At 41.7% G+C, this 17,917-nt stretch carries 16 protein-coding genes, 2 tRNA genes and 1 pseudogene; 18 read left to right on the forward strand and 1 reads right to left on the reverse strand.

Going from position 1 to position 17,917, the window contains the following annotated elements:
- The first annotated feature begins 134 nt into the window (after window positions 1–134).
- The 3 genes from CO686_RS03670 to CO686_RS03680 are packed head-to-tail and all read left to right on the forward strand — an operon-like array spanning window position 135 to window position 3,680.
- Window positions 135–1,670 carry an ABC transporter ATP-binding protein gene (locus CO686_RS03670; protein WP_000929834.1) on the forward strand — a complete coding sequence of 512 codons (1,536 nt, stop codon included), beginning with the start codon at window positions 135–137 and terminating at the stop codon, window positions 1,668–1,670.
- Window positions 1,663–2,721 carry an ABC transporter permease gene (locus tag CO686_RS03675; protein ID WP_000038681.1) on the forward strand — a complete coding sequence of 353 codons (1,059 nt, stop codon included), beginning with the start codon at window positions 1,663–1,665 and terminating at the stop codon, window positions 2,719–2,721. The genes CO686_RS03670 and CO686_RS03675 overlap by 8 nt, the downstream gene beginning before the upstream one ends.
- A 2-nt stretch (window positions 2,722–2,723) precedes the next feature.
- Window positions 2,724–3,680 carry an ABC transporter permease gene (locus tag CO686_RS03680; protein ID WP_000029140.1) on the forward strand — a complete coding sequence of 319 codons (957 nt, stop codon included), beginning with the start codon at window positions 2,724–2,726 and terminating at the stop codon, window positions 3,678–3,680.
- A gap of 34 nt (window positions 3,681–3,714) precedes the next feature.
- Here the strand turns inward: CO686_RS03680 and plsY are convergent, their stop codons facing one another.
- Window positions 3,715–4,356, reverse strand: coding sequence for a glycerol-3-phosphate 1-O-acyltransferase PlsY (gene plsY / locus CO686_RS03685; protein ID WP_007522164.1), 642 nt, complete (start codon window positions 4,354–4,356; stop codon window positions 3,715–3,717).
- Between the two features lie 135 nt (window positions 4,357–4,491).
- On the opposite strand from plsY, the gene parE reads away from it, so the two are divergent.
- From parE to sufC, 15 genes and pseudogenes are all read left to right on the forward strand, one after another.
- Complete coding sequence (gene parE, locus CO686_RS03690) at window positions 4,492–6,435, forward strand: DNA topoisomerase IV subunit B (protein WP_070657546.1); 1,944 nt, start codon at window positions 4,492–4,494, stop codon at window positions 6,433–6,435.
- Between the two features lie 28 nt (window positions 6,436–6,463).
- A complete protein-coding gene (locus tag CO686_RS03695) occupies window positions 6,464–6,814 on the forward strand; it encodes a lipoprotein (RefSeq protein ID WP_070657548.1) in 351 nt (116 codons plus the stop codon).
- Between the two features lie 259 nt (window positions 6,815–7,073).
- Window positions 7,074–7,286: pseudogene (locus tag CO686_RS03700) on the forward strand (toprim domain-containing protein); the annotation flags it as partial.
- Window positions 7,287–7,298: 12 nt separating this feature from the next.
- Complete coding sequence (locus tag CO686_RS03705) at window positions 7,299–7,775, forward strand: hypothetical protein (RefSeq protein WP_083307428.1); 477 nt, start codon at window positions 7,299–7,301, stop codon at window positions 7,773–7,775.
- 124 nt (window positions 7,776–7,899) lie between these two features.
- Window positions 7,900–8,718, forward strand: a complete 819-nt coding sequence (locus CO686_RS03710; protein WP_049500001.1) for an aminoglycoside 6-adenylyltransferase — start codon at window positions 7,900–7,902, stop codon at window positions 8,716–8,718.
- A gap of 242 nt (window positions 8,719–8,960) precedes the next feature.
- Window positions 8,961–11,441: a DNA topoisomerase IV subunit A gene (gene parC / locus CO686_RS03715; RefSeq protein ID WP_070800165.1), complete on the forward strand. Its 2,481-nt coding sequence runs from the start codon at window positions 8,961–8,963 to the stop codon at window positions 11,439–11,441.
- A gap of 130 nt (window positions 11,442–11,571) precedes the next feature.
- Complete coding sequence (locus CO686_RS03720) at window positions 11,572–12,594, forward strand: branched-chain amino acid aminotransferase (protein ID WP_049499997.1); 1,023 nt, start codon at window positions 11,572–11,574, stop codon at window positions 12,592–12,594.
- A gap of 112 nt (window positions 12,595–12,706) precedes the next feature.
- On the forward strand, window positions 12,707–12,937 hold the full coding sequence (locus tag CO686_RS03725; RefSeq protein WP_049490136.1) for a DUF2969 domain-containing protein: 231 nt from the start codon (window positions 12,707–12,709) through the stop codon (window positions 12,935–12,937).
- Between the two features lie 49 nt (window positions 12,938–12,986).
- Window positions 12,987–13,067 (forward strand) — tRNA-Tyr (locus CO686_RS03730).
- 8 nt (window positions 13,068–13,075) lie between these two features.
- Window positions 13,076–13,147, forward strand: a tRNA-Gln gene (locus CO686_RS03735).
- A 162-nt stretch (window positions 13,148–13,309) separates the two neighbouring features.
- Window positions 13,310–14,512, forward strand: coding sequence for a 30S ribosomal protein S1 (gene rpsA / locus CO686_RS03740; protein ID WP_001001617.1), 1,203 nt, complete (start codon window positions 13,310–13,312; stop codon window positions 14,510–14,512).
- 82 nt (window positions 14,513–14,594) lie between these two features.
- Window positions 14,595–15,092, forward strand: coding sequence for a GAF domain-containing protein (locus tag CO686_RS03745; protein WP_007522152.1), 498 nt, complete (start codon window positions 14,595–14,597; stop codon window positions 15,090–15,092).
- On the forward strand, window positions 15,092–16,750 hold the full coding sequence (gene dnaX, locus CO686_RS03750; RefSeq protein ID WP_007522150.1) for a DNA polymerase III subunit gamma/tau: 1,659 nt from the start codon (window positions 15,092–15,094) through the stop codon (window positions 16,748–16,750). Before CO686_RS03745 ends, dnaX begins: the two co-directional genes overlap by 1 nt.
- A gap of 27 nt (window positions 16,751–16,777) precedes the next feature.
- Window positions 16,778–16,972 (forward strand): DUF3272 family protein, encoded by a 195-nt coding sequence (locus tag CO686_RS03755; protein WP_000198268.1) that lies wholly within the window; start codon window positions 16,778–16,780, stop codon window positions 16,970–16,972.
- Window positions 16,973–17,123: 151 nt separating this feature from the next.
- Window positions 17,124–17,894 carry a Fe-S cluster assembly ATPase SufC gene (sufC, locus tag CO686_RS03760; protein WP_000114489.1) on the forward strand — a complete coding sequence of 257 codons (771 nt, stop codon included), beginning with the start codon at window positions 17,124–17,126 and terminating at the stop codon, window positions 17,892–17,894.
- Window positions 17,895–17,917 lie beyond the last annotated feature (23 nt).

Genomic DNA, 17,917 nt, shown 5'->3' on the forward strand with positions numbered 1-17,917 from the left:
GATAAAAGTCATTTCTTAGGAAGCGGCCATCGGTCGCTTCTTTAAGAATTGAGGCAATTTTTGTCTCAATAGAGCTTGTTAATGTGATTAGCAGGTTTTATTGAAATAAAATAAACCTCTGAAAGGAAGAGCATATGGCACACGAAAATGTCATTGAGATGCGGGATATTACCAAGGTGTTTGGTGAATTTGTAGCAAACGACAAAATCAACTTGCAACTGCGAAAAGGTGAAATCCATGCACTTTTAGGAGAAAATGGAGCGGGTAAATCCACTCTGATGAATATGCTGGCAGGACTTCTTGAACCAACAAGTGGTGAAATTGTGGTGAATGGTCAGGTTGTAAAACTAGACTCACCATCTAAAGCCGCTGGTCTTGGAATTGGGATGGTTCACCAACATTTCATGTTGGTTGAAGCTTTTACAGTAGCTGAGAATATCATTTTAGGGAGTGAAATCACTAAAAATGGTGTTCTAGATATAGCTGGTGCTACTAAAGAAATCAAGGCTCTTTCTGAACGTTATGGTTTGGCAGTAGATCCTGCTGCTAAGGTGGCGGATATTTCCGTTGGTGCCCAACAACGTGTAGAAATCTTGAAAACACTCTATCGTGGTGCTGATATCCTTATCTTTGACGAACCTACAGCCGTATTAACTCCTTCAGAGATCGATGAGTTGATGGCAATCATGAAAAACCTTGTCAAAGAAGGGAAGTCCATCATTTTGATTACCCACAAGTTAGATGAGATTCGTGCAGTATCGAATCGAGTGACAGTTATCCGTCGTGGAAAATCTATCCAGACGGTTGAGATTGCAGGAGCAACCAATGCGGACTTGGCAGAAATGATGGTTGGACGCTCAGTCTCCTTTAAAACGGAAAAACAAGCACCACAACCCAAAGAAGTGGTCTTGTCTATCAAAGACTTGGTTGTCAATGAAAACCGCGGTGTACCAGCAGTGAAAAATCTATCCTTGGATGTTCGTGCTGGTGAAATTGTTGGTATTGCAGGTATTGATGGCAATGGTCAATCTGAACTCATTCAAGCCATTACTGGTCTTCGTAAGGTTGAGTCAGGTAGCGTTGAATTAAAAGGCAAATCAATCGTGGGGATGCATCCTCGACAAATTACTGAACTAAGCGTGGGCCACGTTCCAGAGGACCGTCACCGTGATGGCTTGATTTTGGAGATGATGATTTCTGAAAATATCGCTCTTCAAACCTACTACAAAGAACCACTCAGCAAGAACGGTATTTTAAACTATGCCAATATCACTTCACATGCTAAGAAATTGATGGAAGAGTTTGACGTCCGTGCTGCCAGTGAATTTGTTCCAGCAGCAGCTCTTTCAGGAGGAAATCAACAAAAAGCGATTATCGCTCGTGAGATTGATCGTGATCCTGATCTCCTTATCGTCAGCCAGCCAACTCGTGGTTTGGATGTCGGTGCCATTGAATATATCCACAAACGTTTGATTGAAGAACGTGATAACGGGAAGGCTGTCCTTGTTGTCAGCTTTGAATTGGATGAGATTTTAAATGTCTCAGACCGAATTGCTGTTATTCACGATGGTAAGATTCAAGGTATTGTATCGCCAGAAACAACTAACAAACAAGAACTTGGTGTCTTGATGGCAGGTGGAAACTTGGGAAAGGAGAAGAGTGATGTCTAAAAAATTACAACAAATTTCGGTTCCCTTGATTTCCGTATTCTTAGGAATCTTGCTCGGAGCCATTGTCATGTGGATCTTCGGATATGATGCTATCTGGGGTTATGAGGAGTTGTTCTATACAGCTTTTGGTAGCCTCCGTGGAATTGGAGAAATTTTCCGTGCCATGGGTCCTCTTGTCTTGATAGGTCTTGGTTTCGCAGTTGCCAGTCGAGCAGGTTTCTTTAACGTTGGGCTTCCTGGTCAAGCACTTGCAGGCTGGATTCTCAGTGGTTGGTTTGCCTTATCAAATCCAGATATGCCACGTCTCGTTTTGATTCCATTAACAGTGATCATTGCTTTGATCGCAGGTGGAATTGTTGGTGCGATTCCAGGTATCCTCAGAGCCTATCTCGGTACATCAGAGGTTATCGTGACCATCATGATGAACTACATTGTATTGTATGTGGGAAATGCCTTTATTCATGCCTTTCCTAAAGATATTATGCAAAGTACAGATTCAACGATTCGTGTTAGTGCCAACGCTACATACCAGACACCATGGTTATCAGAGTTGACTGGAAATTCCCGTATGAATATCGGAATCTTCTTTGCAATCATTGCTGTAGCTGTGATTTGGTTCTTGCTAAAGAAAACGACTCTCGGTTTTGAAATTCGTGCAGTTGGTCTCAATCCCCATGCCTCAGAGTACGCTGGTATTTCAGCAAAACGTACAATCATTCTATCAATGATTATCTCTGGTGCTTTGGCTGGTCTTGGTGGAGCGGTCGAAGGTCTTGGAACTTTCCAAAACGTTTACGTTCAGGGATCATCATTAGCTATCGGATTTAACGGGATGGCAGTTAGTTTGCTTGCTGGAAATTCACCAATTGGAATTCTCTTTGCGGCCTTCTTATTTGGAGTTTTGCAAGTAGGAGCACCGGGTATGAACGCTGCGCAAGTTCCATCTGAGCTTGTCAGCATTGTAACAGCGTCTATTATCTTCTTTGTCAGCGTTCACTATATTATCGAACGCTTTGTCAAACCTAAAAAACAAGTTAAAGGAGGTAAGTAAGGATGTCTATTACAACATTACTCACCCTCTTGGTCTCTTCTATGCTGATTTACTCAGCACCACTTATTTTTACGAGTATCGGAGGAGTCTTCTCTGAACGTGGTGGTGTCGTTAACGTCGGTCTTGAAGGAATTATGGTTATGGGAGCCTTTTCTGGGGTTGTCTTTAACCTTGAGTTTGCAGAACAACTTGGAACAGCGACTCCTTGGATTTCCTTGTTAGTTGCTGGTATTGTGGGAGCTATTTTCTCTCTCATCCATGCAGTCGCTACAGTTCATTTCCGTGCGGACCATGTTGTCAGTGGTACAGTATTGAACTTGATGGCTCCTGCCCTAGCAGTTTTCTTGGTTAAAGTTCTTTATAACAAAGGACAAACGGATAACTTAAGCCAGACTTTTGGACGTTTTGATTTCCCAGTTTTGGCTGATATCCCTGTGATTGGAGATATCTTCTTCAAGTCAACCAGTCTACTAGGTTATATCGCGATTGCCTTCTCTTTCCTTGCTTGGTTTATTCTCTTTAAGACACGTTTTGGTCTTCGTCTTCGCTCTGTTGGTGAACACCCTCAAGCAGCGGATACCTTGGGGATCAATGTCTACAAGATGCGATATCTTGGGGTTGTTATTTCAGGTTTCCTTGGTGGAATTGGGGGAGCGATTTATGCTCAATCCATTTCAGTTAACTTCTCAGTGACAACTATTGTCGGACCTGGATTTATCGCCCTTGCTGCGATGATCTTTGGTAAATGGAACCCAATTGGTGCTATGCTTTCTAGTCTTTTCTTTGGACTTTCACAAAGTTTGGCAGTTATCGGTTCTCAATTACCTTTCCTACAAGGAGTGCCAGCGGTTTACCTTCAAATCGCGCCTTATGTCTTGACTATCCTTGTCTTGGCAGCCTTCTTTGGAAAAGCAGTTGCACCTAAGGCAGACGGTATCAACTACATCAAGTCAAAATAAGCATACAAAAAAACGTCAGTTTCAAACTGGCGTTTTATTTTTTTGGATTTTGATGGGTTAGGTTCAACCCCCAAGGGACAAGATTTTCAGTTTTATTTTTGATACGTGTGATATTATCCTTGTGACGAATGATAATCAAGCTAGCAAGTGCTAGGATAATCAGAATGAAGAGGGGGTCATAGCTGCTCAGGATAAATCCAAATAGTGGAAATAGGAGAACTCCGATAACGGCTGCGATAGAAGCGGTAACGCTAGACAGTGAAATCATACTACCTAGATAGAGGCTTCCAAAGAATACGATTGCTAGATAGAGACAGAAGGCAGGCGCAAATCCGAAAATCACTCCAGCACTGGTTGCGACAGCCTTACCACCTTTAAATCCTGCAAAGATAGGAAAGGTATGTCCAATTACGGCCAAAAGACCAAAGACGAGAGGTGATACACCTTGAAGGTGGAAAAGGATTGGAAGGAGAGTGGCCAAGGTTCCTTTAAAGAAGTCAATCACAAAGGTTGCCATACCCGCTTTCTTACCTAAAATTCGAAAAGTATTGGTTGTTCCGGTGTTTCCAGAACCATGTTCACGCAGATTTGTTTGAAAGAAGATTTGTCCAATCCAAAGACCAGATGGAATCGAACCTAGCAGATAAGCTAAAATTAATAATACAAATGTCATCATAGACCTATTATACCATGAAATGGTATAGAAAGTCAGAGAATATCCTGTGAAATTGTGACAGCTGAAAGGGAAAAGCTTTGCAAAATCGCTAGAAAACCTGTAAAATAGAAAAGATGAACAAATAGGAGGTTCCTTGTGTCAAAAAAGGAAATCAATATTAATAACTACAATGATGACGCCATTCAGGTGCTAGAAGGGTTGGATGCGGTCCGTAAACGTCCGGGGATGTATATTGGATCGACTGACGGTGCTGGCCTCCATCACCTAGTCTGGGAAATTGTGGATAATGCAGTCGATGAAGCCTTGTCTGGATTTGGTGACCGCATTGATGTGACCATCAATAAAGACGGAAGTTTAACCGTACAAGACCATGGTCGAGGGATGCCGACTGGGATGCACGCCATGGGAATTCCAACTGTTGAGGTTATCTTTACCATTCTCCACGCTGGAGGAAAATTCGGTCAGGGTGGCTACAAAACATCTGGTGGTCTTCACGGAGTCGGTTCTTCGGTTGTTAATGCACTCTCAAGTTGGTTGGAAGTTGAAATTACCCGTGACGGTACAGTCTACAAGCAACGTTTTGAAAATGGCGGGAAACCCGTCACAACCTTGAAGAAAATTGGTACAGCACCCAAGTCTAAGACAGGTACCAAAGTCACTTTCATGCCTGACGCGACGATTTTTTCTACGACTGACTTCAAGTACAATACCATTTCAGAACGTCTCAATGAGTCAGCCTTTCTCTTAAAAAATGTTACCTTGTCTTTGACAGATAAGCGAACAGATGAAGCAATCGAATTCCATTATGAGAACGGGGTACAAGACTTTGTTTCTTACCTCAATGAAGACAAGGAAACCTTGACGCCAGTCCTATATTTTGAAGGCGAAGACAATGGTTTCCAAGTGGAAGTTGCCCTCCAGTACAATGATGGATTTTCAGATAACATTCTATCATTTGTCAATAACGTTCGTACCAAGGATGGTGGAACTCATGAGACAGGACTCAAGTCAGCCATTACCAAGGTCATGAATGACTACGCTCGTAAGACAGGGCTCCTCAAGGAAAAAGATAAAAATCTTGAAGGGTCAGATTACCGTGAAGGATTAGCGGCCGTTCTTTCTATCTTGGTTCCTGAAGAACACCTCCAGTTTGAGGGTCAGACAAAGGACAAACTTGGAAGTCCTTTGGCTCGTCCGGTTGTGGATGGCATAGTATCTGATAAGTTGACTTTCTTCCTTATGGAAAATGGAGAACTGGCTTCCAATCTCATTCGCAAGGCTATCAAGGCGCGTGATGCTCGTGAGGCAGCTCGCAAAGCGCGTGATGAGAGCCGAAATGGTAAGAAAAACAAGAAAGATAAGGGCTTGTTATCTGGAAAATTGACTCCAGCCCAGTCTAAAAACCCTGCCAAGAATGAACTCTACCTAGTCGAGGGGGACTCTGCCGGTGGTTCTGCCAAGCAAGGTCGTGACCGTAAGTTCCAGGCTATCTTGCCCCTTCGTGGTAAGGTGATTAATACAGCCAAGGCCAAGATGGCAGATATTCTCAAAAATGAAGAAATCAATACTATGATTTATACCATTGGTGCGGGCGTGGGAGCAGACTTCTCTATTGAAGATGCCAACTATGACAAGATTATTATCATGACCGATGCGGATACCGACGGTGCCCACATCCAGACTCTTCTTTTAACATTCTTCTACCGTTACATGCGTCCGCTAGTTGAGGCAGGCCATGTCTATATCGCCCTTCCGCCTCTGTACAAGATGTCCAAAGGCAAAGGCAAGAAAGAAGAAGTGGCCTATGCTTGGACGGACGGAGAGCTAGAAGAACTCCGCAAGCAGTTCGGTAAAGGCGCTACGCTCCAACGCTACAAAGGTCTTGGTGAGATGAATGCGGACCAACTCTGGGAGACGACTATGAATCCTGAAACCCGTACCCTCATCCGTGTCACCATCGAAGACCTAGCACGCGCTGAACGCCGTGTCAATGTCCTCATGGGAGATAAGGTTGAACCACGTCGTAAGTGGATTGAGGATAATGTTAAGTTTACGCTGGAAGAAGCGACAGTATTTTAATAAATTTTAGAATTACAAAGGAGTTATGATGAAAAAAATATATGCTGTTCTATTAGTTGCTTTTATGGCTGTTATTTTATCTGCTTGTGCCTCGAAGGAGGCCTGGCTAAAAGGTACATGGACTAGTAATCAAACAAATTCTAAGTATGAATTTAAAGAAGAAAGTGGGAAGTGGACTATTTTAAGTGGTGAAAGCAAAATAGCTGAGGATCTAGAAGTAAAGGATCGTAAAGATTCGGTTGTAAACTTAGTTGATGATAATGGAATTCGATATCAGGTTGAAAAGAAAGATAAAGATACAATTCATCTTGAAATATTTAATTCAGACGGACTTTCTGCTACTAATGGTCAAAGCTTCGAATTTAAAAAGGATCAGTAAAATGACAAAAAGGTTAATCTTTAATTTTAACTAAACTTTAGGTTATTTCAGCTAATAAGCAAAGTAAGATTTCGTTTTATAGAAACTGTGACAGGATTGTTGGATTTTGAATTATATCACAGCTATCAAAAATTATACAGGTAAAGTTTGCTAATCTATTTCCAAGTTAACTACTTTCAATAATGAAGCTGAGGAAACCTTGACGCCAGCCCTATACCTTGAAGGAGAAGACAATGGTTTTCAAGTGGAAGTTGTCTTCCAACGCTACAAGGGTTTTGGTGAGATGAATGCGGACCAACTCTGGGAAACAACGATGAATCCAGAAACCCGCACTCTTATCCGTGTCACAATCGAAGACCTAGCCCGCGCTGAACGCCGTGTCAATGTCCTCATGGGAGATAAGGTCGAACCACGCCGCAAGTGGATTGAAGATAATGTCAAGTTTACGCTGGAAGAAGCGACTGTGTTTTAAGGAGTGTGAATAATGAATAGTTCAGGACATTCGATTTTTGGAAGTTACTTGGGTTTAATTTTCTTAGTTTCTTTACCGTCAGCTATTCTTGCATTCTACATCAATAGTCGAAAAAAAAGTTTCCAAGGTTTATATGCACCGATTGTATTTACCTTTTTTATGATCTTGATGCTTTTATTCAATATGGATTCCTCAGAATCCGGTTCTTTAGTGGCATCCTTTGTCATGATTTTATTTGGTTTTCCTTTGATAGCAGGAGCCTTAATCTACACACTTATTCGATTGTGTTATGTCTATCCGGAGAAACGGTGGAAGGCTCTTTTGATTTTCCTATCCTATATTTTATGTCCCCTATCTGTAGGTGTTCTGGGATCGTATGTTGTAAATGTAGTTCAGATACATCTGTTGACATTTTTGGTAATGATTTTGATGATTCTGGTTTCTTATCTTCCTCCTCTCTATCTCCATTACACCAAACGAAATCAGTAAGACAAGAATACTTTTTGGTAGGGGATAGAGATTAATTGCTTAGCTAATGTCGGAGATGACCGATTGTTTATAATTTATAATAAAAAACAATTTCAAATAGCTCTAAGTGTTGAAGGAGTGAAAGATGAGAACTGAAACAGAAATGCTTGATGCGATTTCACAGATTGCTAAATCTTTACAAGTTGAGGCTGTCGCCATGTCTGGTTCACGGACAAACCCAAAAGCACCAAAAGATGAGTTTCAGGATTACGACGTGATCTATGTCGTGGACGACTTAGATAATCTGACGAGTGACCTTTCTTGGTTGAATCAGTTTGGCAAGCGCATTATTGAGCAGCATAACGTACTTGAACATCGCCATCTGTATCTCATGCTCTTTGAAGATGGCAATCGGATTGATTTAACCCTCTGCCCCAAAGAGCACATTCAAGAGTGGGTGGATAGTGAGGCAGGATTCACCGTTTTAGAAGATCCTAAGGGGGTGTTTGAACCTTATTCCCCGAATCCTCAACGTTTTTGGACAAGCCCAGCTAGTGCAATAGAGTTTGACAAAGCCTGCAATGAATTTTGGTGGGTGTCAGCCTACGTGGTTAAAGGGATTTGTCGCAAGCAAGCCATCTATGCCACGGATCATCTCTATGGAATTTGTCAGCAAGAATTGCTCAAGCTTTTAGCTTGGCAAGTGGCAGCAGATAAGGGAACGGTCGATATCGGCAAGAACTACAAGTATCTTTTCCAGTATTTACCTACAGAGAAAGAGAAGGAATTCTCGAACCTGCTTGCTTTTTCAAGTGTAGAGAAACTTACTCAGTCATTGTTTGCTACGATGCAACTTTTCCACAGAGAAGCTCAAATACTTGCTCAAAAGATGAGCTTTGCCTACGATAAGGTAGTAGCTGAGAAGATGATTGAGTATGCTGAAAAGAGACTTCTTAATCGCTGAATTATTTAAAAGATTAGCCTACAGAAAGGATAGTTTGGTTACTTAATGTAACTGAACACGGGACTAATTTCCGTAAAATATCCTTTATTGTATAAAAAAATTGTATAAAAATCTACTCTATATTCTTTGAAAGGAGTTGAACACGCCCTAAATGCTGTGTAAAAAAGATAAATTCTCTTACAAGCATCACTCGCTTTAAGAATTTCCTATTTTTACTTTGCATTTTACGGGCTTAGTATCCTATGTCCAACATTCAAAACATGTCCCTTGAGGACATCATGGGAGAGCGCTTTGGTCGCTACTCCAAGTACATCATTCAAGACCGGGCTTTGCCAGACATTCGGGATGGATTGAAGCCGGTTCAGCGTCGTATTCTTTATTCTATGAATAAGGATGGCAATACTTTTGACAAGAGCTACCGCAAGTCTGCTAAGTCTGTCGGGAACATCATGGGGAATTTCCACCCACACGGGGATTCTTCTATCTATGATGCCATGGTTCGTATGTCTCAGGATTGGAAAAACCGTGAGATTTTGGTCGAAATGCACGGTAATAAAGGTTCTATGGACGGAGATCCGCCTGCGGCAATGCGTTATACCGAGGCGCGTTTGTCTGAGATTGCTGGTTATCTTCTTCAAGATATCGAAAAGAAGACAGTTCCCTTTGCTTGGAACTTTGACGATACCGAGAAAGAACCGACGGTTTTGCCAGCAGCCTTTCCCAACCTTTTGGTCAATGGTTCGACTGGGATTTCGGCTGGTTATGCTACAGACATTCCTCCCCATAATTTAGCTGAGGTTATTGATGCGACGGTTTACATGATTGACCACCCAACAGCCAAGGTGGACAAACTCATGGAATTCTTGCCTGGGCCAGACTTCCCTACAGGAGCTATCATCCAAGGGCGTGACGAGATCAAAAAGGCCTATGAAACTGGGAAAGGGCGCGTGGTCGTTCGTTCTAAGACGGAGATTGAAAAGCTAAAAGGCGGTAAGGAGCAAATCGTTATCACTGAGATTCCTTATGAAATCAATAAAGCCAATCTGGTCAAGAAAATCGATGATGTTCGTGTCAATAACAAGGTAGCGGGGATTGCTGAGGTTCGTGATGAGTCTGACCGTGATGGTCTTCGTATCGCTATTGAACTTAAAAAAGACGCGAATACCGAGCTCGTACTCAACTATCTCTTCAAATACACCGACTTGCAAATCAATTACAACTTCAACATGGTGGCGATTGACAATTTCACACCTCGTCAGGTTGGGATTGTGCCAATTTTGTCTAGCTATATTGCCCACCGTCGTGAAGTGATTTTGGCTCGTTCCCGCTTTGACAAGGAAAAGGCTGAGAAGCGTCTCCATATCGTCGAAGGTTTGATTCGCGTGATTTCGATTTTGGATGAAGTTATTGCTCTTATCCGTGCCTCTGAGAACAAGGCTGACGCTAAGGAAAACCTCAAGGTCAGCTATGAGTTTACTGAGGAGCAGGCTGAAGCCATCGTGACCTTACAACTTTACCGTTTGACCAATACAGACGTGGTTGTCTTGCAGGAAGAAGAAGCAGAATTGCGTGAAAAGATTGCCATGCTTGCGGCTATCATCGGTGATGAACGGACTATGTACAATCTCATGAAGAAAGAACTCCGTGAGGTCAAAAAGAAATTTGCGACACCACGTTTGAGTACTTTGGAAGATACTGCGAAAACAATCGAGATTGATACAGCTAGTTTGATTGCCGAGGAAGATACTTACATCAGCGTAACCAAGGCAGGTTATATCAAACGTACTAGCCCACGTTCTTTTGCAGCATCCACTCTGGAAGAAATTGGCAAACGTGATGATGACCGTCTGATCTTTGTGCAAACTGCCAAGACAACCCAGCACCTCTTGATGTTCACAACTCTTGGGAATGTCATTTATCGACCAATCCATGAATTGGCAGACATTCGCTGGAAGGACATCGGAGAGCACTTGAGCCAAACGATTACAAACTTTGAAACTAACGAAGAAATCCTTTATGCAGAAGTAGTGGATCAGTTTGATGATGCGACAACTTATTTTGCAGCGACTCGCCTTGGTCAAATCAAGCGTGTAGAACGCAAAGAGTTCTCTCCATGGCGGACCTACAAGTCTAAATCTGTCAAGTACGCTAAGCTCAAAGACGAGACAGACCAGATTGTAGCAGTGGCTCCGATTAAACTAGATGATGTTCTTTTGATTAGTCAAAACGGTTATGCCCTTCGTTTCAATATCGAAGAGGTTCCGGTTGTTGGTGCCAAGGCTGCAGGTGTCAAGGCTATGAACCTGAAAGCAGATGATGCGCTTCAGGCAGCCTTTATCTGTAACACCTCATCCTTCTACCTATTGACCCAACGTGGAAGCTTGAAACGCGTTTCCATTGAGGAAATTCCAGCGACTAGCCGTGCCAAACGAGGCCTACAAGTCTTGCGTGAGTTGAAAAACAAACCGCACCGAGTCTTCTTGGCTGGAGCAGTTGCAGAGCAAGGTTTCGTTGGTGATCTTTTTAGTACAGAAGTAGAAGAAAACGACCAAACGTTACTTGTCCAATCTAACAAGGGAACAATCTATGAGAGTCGGTTGCAAGACCTCAACTTGTCAGAACGTACTAGCAATGGAAGCTTTATTTCAGACACGATTTCAGATGAAGAAGTTTTCGATGCTTACCTCAAAGAAGTCTTTAAAGAAGATAAAGCAAATTCTTAAAAAGAATCAGTCCAGAGGGCTGATTTCTTTATGTTGAAAAAATTTTCAGAAAATTACAAATAATACTTGAAATTTTACTAGAAAAGTGTAGAATAGAACACATAGTTTGAATAGTATAAAGGAGAAACACATGACAGTTGCAATTGATTGGGAAAATCTTGGTTTTGCTTATATGAAATTACCTTACCGTTATATCGCTCACTACAAAAATGGTCAATGGGATCAAGGAGAATTGACAGAGGATGCAACCTTGCATATTTCAGAGTCTTCTCCAAGTCTCCACTATGGACAGCAAGCATTTGAGGGATTGAAAGCCTATCGTACCAAGGACGGCAGTGTTCAACTGTTCCGTCCTGACGAAAATGCCAAGCGTTTGCAACGTACTTGTGACCGTCTTTTGATGCCACAAGTTCCGACAGAAATGTTTGTAGAAGCTTGTAAAGCAGTTGTGCGGGCAAATGAAGAATACGTCCCACCATATGGAACAGGTGGAACCCTTTATCTCCGTCCACTTTTGATTGGTGTTGGAGATATTATCGGGGTAAAACCTGCAGAGGATTACATTTTCACTATCTTTGCCATGCCAGTTGGCAACTACTTTAAAGGTGGCTTGGTTCCAACTAATTTCTTGATTCAAGATGAATTTGACCGTGCAGCTCCGAATGGTACAGGTGCGGCCAAGGTAGGTGGAAACTATGCTGCTAGTCTCCTCCCAGGTAAAATGGCCAAGTCACGCCAATTTTCAGATGTTATCTACTTAGACCCATCTACACATACAAAGATTGAAGAAGTCGGATCAGCCAACTTCTTTGGAATCACGGCAGACAATGAATTTGTTACACCACTGAGTCCATCCATCTTGCCATCCATTACCAAGTACTCTTTGCTTTACTTGGCAGAACACCGCTTGGGCTTAACTCCGATTGAAGGTGATGTCCCAATCGATAATTTGGATCGTTTTGTAGAGGCAGGTGCCTGCGGTACAGCAGCAGTTATTTCTCCAATTGGAGGTATCCAACATGGCGATGATTTCCATGTTTTCTACAGTGAAACAGAAGTAGGTCCTGTTACACGTAAACTCTATGATGAATTGACTGGTATCCAATTTGGTGATGTAGAAGCGCCTGAAGGATGGATTGTCAAAGTGGACTAAAAGACATGAAGTAAAGAAGAACTCCATAGCAGTTGTAAGGACTGAAATGGAGTTTTTTCTTGCTAGTTTGAGCATTTTCTTGTACAATAGAAAAAGTGAAAAGAGGTACAGTATGAGTAAAAAAGATAAGAAAATTGAAATCCAATTAACCGATGCAAAAGTGGCTGTTGGAAAAGACAGCTATGAAGGATACGTTTTGACGATCGGGAAAAAGGTTATTGGGGAAATTGCCGAATTAGATAGCCAATTTGCCATCATAAAGAATGGAAATGTCGATAGTTTTTATAAAAAACTTGAAAAAGCTGTGGAAATTTTGATTGAAAACTATAATTTGACAAAATAACACTTGTTTTATTGAAAATTTCATGATATAATAGTTCTCGTTAAACATTGGAGAGATAGCGAAGAGGCTAAACGCGGCGGACTGTAAATCCGCTCCTTCGGGTTCGGGGGTTCGAATCCCTCTCTCTCCATTCATCAATGGGGTATAGCCAAGCGGTAAGGCAAGGGACTTTGACTCCCTCATGCGTTGGTTCGAATCCAGCTACCCCAGTTCTTAGGTAATAAATTCAAGATAAAAAGAAAAATATCTTAGGGTATTTTATTTTTATAATTGAAAGACGTGAACGATATGAACATGTCTTTGCGGGTGCTTAGGAAAAAAATTATAAGTATGTCAAGTTTGGAAAAACTTGATTGTTGGAGGATTTTTTAGATGAACGAATTTGAAGATTTGCTAAATAGCGTTAGCCAAGTTGAGCCTGGTGATGTTGTTAGTGCTGAAGTATTGACAGTTGATGCGACTCAAGCTAACGTTGCAATCTCTGGGACTGGTGTTGAAGGTGTCTTGACTCTTCGCGAATTGACAAACGATCGCGATGCAGATATCAATGACTTTGTGAAAGTAGGAGAAGTATTGGATGTTCTTGTACTTCGTCAAGTAGTTGGTAAAGATACTGATACAGTTACATACCTTGTATCTAAAAAACGCCTTGAAGCTCGCAAAGCATGGGACAAACTTGTAGGACGCGAAGAAGAAGTTGTTACTGTTAAAGGAACTCGTGCCGTTAAAGGTGGACTTTCAGTAGAATTTGAAGGTGTTCGTGGATTTATCCCAGCTTCAATGTTGGATACTCGTTTCGTACGTAACACTGAGCGTTTCGTAGGTCAAGAATTTGATGCTAAAATCAAAGAAGTTGATCCTAAAGAAAACCGCTTCATCCTTTCACGTCGTGAAGTTGTTGAAGCAGCTACTGCAGCAGCTCGTGCTGAAGTATTCGGTAAATTGGCTGTTGGTGATGTCGTAACTGGTAAAGTTGCTCGTATCACTAGCTTTGGTGCTTTCATCGACCTTGGTGGTGTTGACGGATTGGTTCACTTGACTGAATTGTCACACGAACGTAACGTATCACCTAAATCAGTTGTAACTGTTGGTGAAGAAATTGAAGTGAAGATCCTTGATCTTAACGAAGAAGAAGGTCGCGTATCACTTTCACTTAAAGCAACAACACCTGGACCATGGGATGGCGTTGAGCAAAAATTGGCTAAAGGTGATGTAGTAGAAGGAACAGTTAAACGTTTGACTGACTTCGGTGCATTTGTTGAAGTATTGCCAGGTATCGATGGACTTGTTCACGTATCACAAATTTCACACAAACGTATCGAAAATCCAAAAGAAGCTCTTACTGTTGGTCAAGAAGTTACTGTTAAAGTACTTGATGTTAACGCTGACGCAGAACGTGTATCACTTTCTATCAAAGCTCTTGAAGAACGTCCAGCTCAAGAAGAAGGACAAAAAGAAGAAAAACGTGCTGCTCGTCCACGTCGTCCAAAACGTCAAGAAAAACGTGATTTCGAACTTCCAGAAACACAAACAGGATTCTCAATGGCTGACTTGTTCGGTGATATCGAACTTTAATCAAATTGATAATCACAAAATCCTTTGTTTAAAACAAGGGATTTTTCTTTTGTCTCTTTCTCATTTTTGATATAATAGTTCTATGTTAGATTCAGAAAAACAATCACAATATCAATTGTTAAATGAGGAACTCTCTTATTTACTTGAAGGTGAGAGCAATGTTCTTGCCAATCTTTCAAATGCTAGTGCCCTCCTAAAATCTCGCTTTCCGAATACTGTATTTGCAGGTTTTTATCTGTTTGATGGTAACGAGTTGATTTTAGGGCCTTTTCAGGGTGGTGTTTCTTGTATTCGCATTCCGCTTGGGAAAGGCGTGTGTGGAGAAGCTGCTGAGTTTCAAGAGACTGTTTTGGTTGGCGATGTGAGCACCTATCCAAACTACATTTCTTGTGATAGTATGGCCAAGAGTGAAATCGTGGTTCCCATGCTCAAGAATGGTCAATTGCTGGGTGTCTTAGACCTGGATTCTTCAGTTATTGATGATTACAATGCCGTTGACCGTGATTACTTGGAACAATTTGTCGCTATTTTGCTTGAGAAGACAGAATGGGACTTTACGATGTTTGAGGAGAAAGCCTAATGTATCAAGCACTTTATCGAAAATATAGAAGTCAAACTTTTTCACAATTGGTCGGACAAGAGGTTGTGGCTAAAACCCTAAAACAAGCGGTCGAGCAGGAAAAGATTAGTCATGCCTATCTTTTCTCAGGTCCTCGTGGGACTGGGAAGACCAGTGTGGCCAAGATTTTTGCCAAGGCTATGAACTGTCCGAACCAAGTGGACGGAGAACCATGTAATAACTGCTATATCTGTCAGGCTGTGACAGAAGGTAGCTTAGAAGATGTTATCGAAATGGATGCAGCTTCGAATAACGGAGTTGATGAAATCCGTGAAATTCGTGATAAATCTACTTACGCTCCTAGTTTGGCACGTTATAAGGTCTATATCATAGACGAGGTTCATATGTTGTCTACTGGAGCTTTTAATGCGCTTTTGAAGACACTAGAAGAACCAACTCAAAACGTTATCTTTATCTTGGCGACCACCGAATTGCACAAGATTCCAGCAACTATTTTATCGCGTGTCCAACGTTTTGAGTTTAAGTCGATTCGAACGCAAGATATCACAGCACATATTCATCATATTTTAGAAAAAGAAAATATCAGTTCTGAACCAGAGGCTGTGGAAATCATTGCTAGACGAGCTGAAGGTGGAATGCGGGATGCCTTGTCTATTCTGGACCAAGCTTTGAGTTTGACGCAAGGGAATGCTTTAACCACAGCTATCTCTGAGGAGATTACAGGCACCATTAGTCTATCAGCGCTTGATGACTATGTAGCTGCCTTATCTCAGCAGGATGTTTCAAAAGCGCTTGATTCTTTGAATCTTTTGTTTGAAAATGGCAAGAGCATGACTCGTTTTGTGACGGATCTTTTACAGTACTTGCGTGATTTACTAGTTGTTCAGACAGGTGGCGAAAATACTCATCATAGTCCAGTTTTTATGGACAATCTAGCTCTTTCTCAGGAAAGTCTCTTTGAAATGATTCGAATAGCGACTGTGAGTTTGGCGGATATGAAAGCTAGCCTGCAACCTAAGATTTATGCTGAAATGATGACCATTCGTTTAGCTGAGATTAAGCCTGAATCTGCTCTTTCAGGAGCTGTAGAAAGTGAAATTTCTACACTGAGACAGGAAGTCGCTCGTCTCAAACAAGAACTTGCCAATGTTGGAGCAGCTCCTAAACAAGTAGTGCCAGTCCCTAGCCGTCCAGCCACTTCCAAGACAGTCTATCGAGTAGACCGTAATAAAGTTCAGGCTATCCTACAAGAAGCTGTTGAAAATCCTGATTTGGCACGGCAAAACTTGATTCGCCTCCAGAATGCATGGGGAGAAGTGATTGAAAGCTTAGCAGGTCCTGATAAGGCTCTGCTTGTTGGTTCTCAACCAGTTGCGGCCAACGAACACCATGCTATTTTAGCTTTTGAATCTAATTTCAATGCTGGACAAACTATGAAACGGGATAACCTCAATACCATGTTTGGCAATATTCTTAGCCAAGCGGCTGGATTTTCACCTGAAATCCTGGCAATTTCCCTTGAGGAATGGAAAGAGGTTCGTGCAGCATTTTCAGCTAAAAACAAGTCTTCTCAAGCAGATCAAGAGGTAGAAGAAGAAAGTCTAATTCCAGAAGGATTCGAATTTTTGGCTGATAAAGTCATGGTCGAAGAAGACTAAAAGTGGATTTCATGGTACAATAATCCTATGACTAGACAACAATTTATCGTGATAGCACTATTTACTGCTGCTGAGACTTATTTTTTCAATGAAGCTTGGATGACGGGTCGCTATTTTATGGCAGCCTTTTGGGCCATTCTACTTTTTCGAAATTTTAGGTTAAGTTATGTAATGGGGAAAATAGTAGATGCCATTGATCAGCACCTAAACCACAAGGATTAGTCACTAGCTTCTAAACAAAATCAAAGCCTTTTAGGCTTTTTTTTGTTATACTAGTAGAGTATATTTATGGACCTTTTCTTGTATTTTTTTAGAAATGTAAGTGATTTCTTTAAGGGTAAAGGAAGTAGGCCAGAAAAAGAAAGGAACTATCATGTCAGTATTAGAGATCAAAGATCTTCACGTTGAGATTGAAGGAAAAGAAATTTTGAAAGGGGTCAATCTGACTCTGAAAACAGGAGAAATCGCAGCTATCATGGGACCAAATGGTACTGGTAAATCGACTCTTTCTGCAGCTATCATGGGGAACCCTAACTATGAAGTTACCAAAGGTGAGGTTTTATTTGATGGTGTAAACATCCTTGAGTTGGAAGTAGACGAGCGAGCGCGTATGGGACTTTTCCTGGCTATGCAGTACCCATCAGAAATCCCTGGAATCACCAACGCTGAATTTCTTCGTGCAGCCATGAATGCTGGTAAAGAAGATGATGAAAAGATTTCGGTTCGTGAGTTCATCACTAAACTAGACGAGAAAATGGAATTGCTCAACATGAAAGAAGAAATGGCAGAGCGTTACCTCAACGAAGGTTTCTCAGGTGGTGAGAAAAAACGTAATGAAATTCTTCAACTCTTGATGTTGGAACCAACATTTGCCCTTTTGGATGAGATTGACTCAGGTCTTGATATTGACGCCCTTAAAGTTGTGTCTAAAGGTGTCAATGCCATGCGTGGTGAAGGCTTTGGTGCTATGATTATCACTCACTACCAACGTCTCTTGAACTACATCACACCAGACGTGGTCCACGTGATGATGGAAGGTCGTGTTGTCCTTTCTGGTGGTCCAGAATTGGCTGCCCGTTTGGAACGTGAAGGATACGCAAAACTTGCTGAAGAACTTGGCTACGACTACAAGGAAGAATTGTAATTCCCTCGTATCTTTTAGGAGAA

The organism is Streptococcus oralis, from assembly GCF_002386345.1.
GTDB classification, from domain to species: Bacteria; Bacillota; Bacilli; order Lactobacillales; family Streptococcaceae; genus Streptococcus; species Streptococcus oralis_S.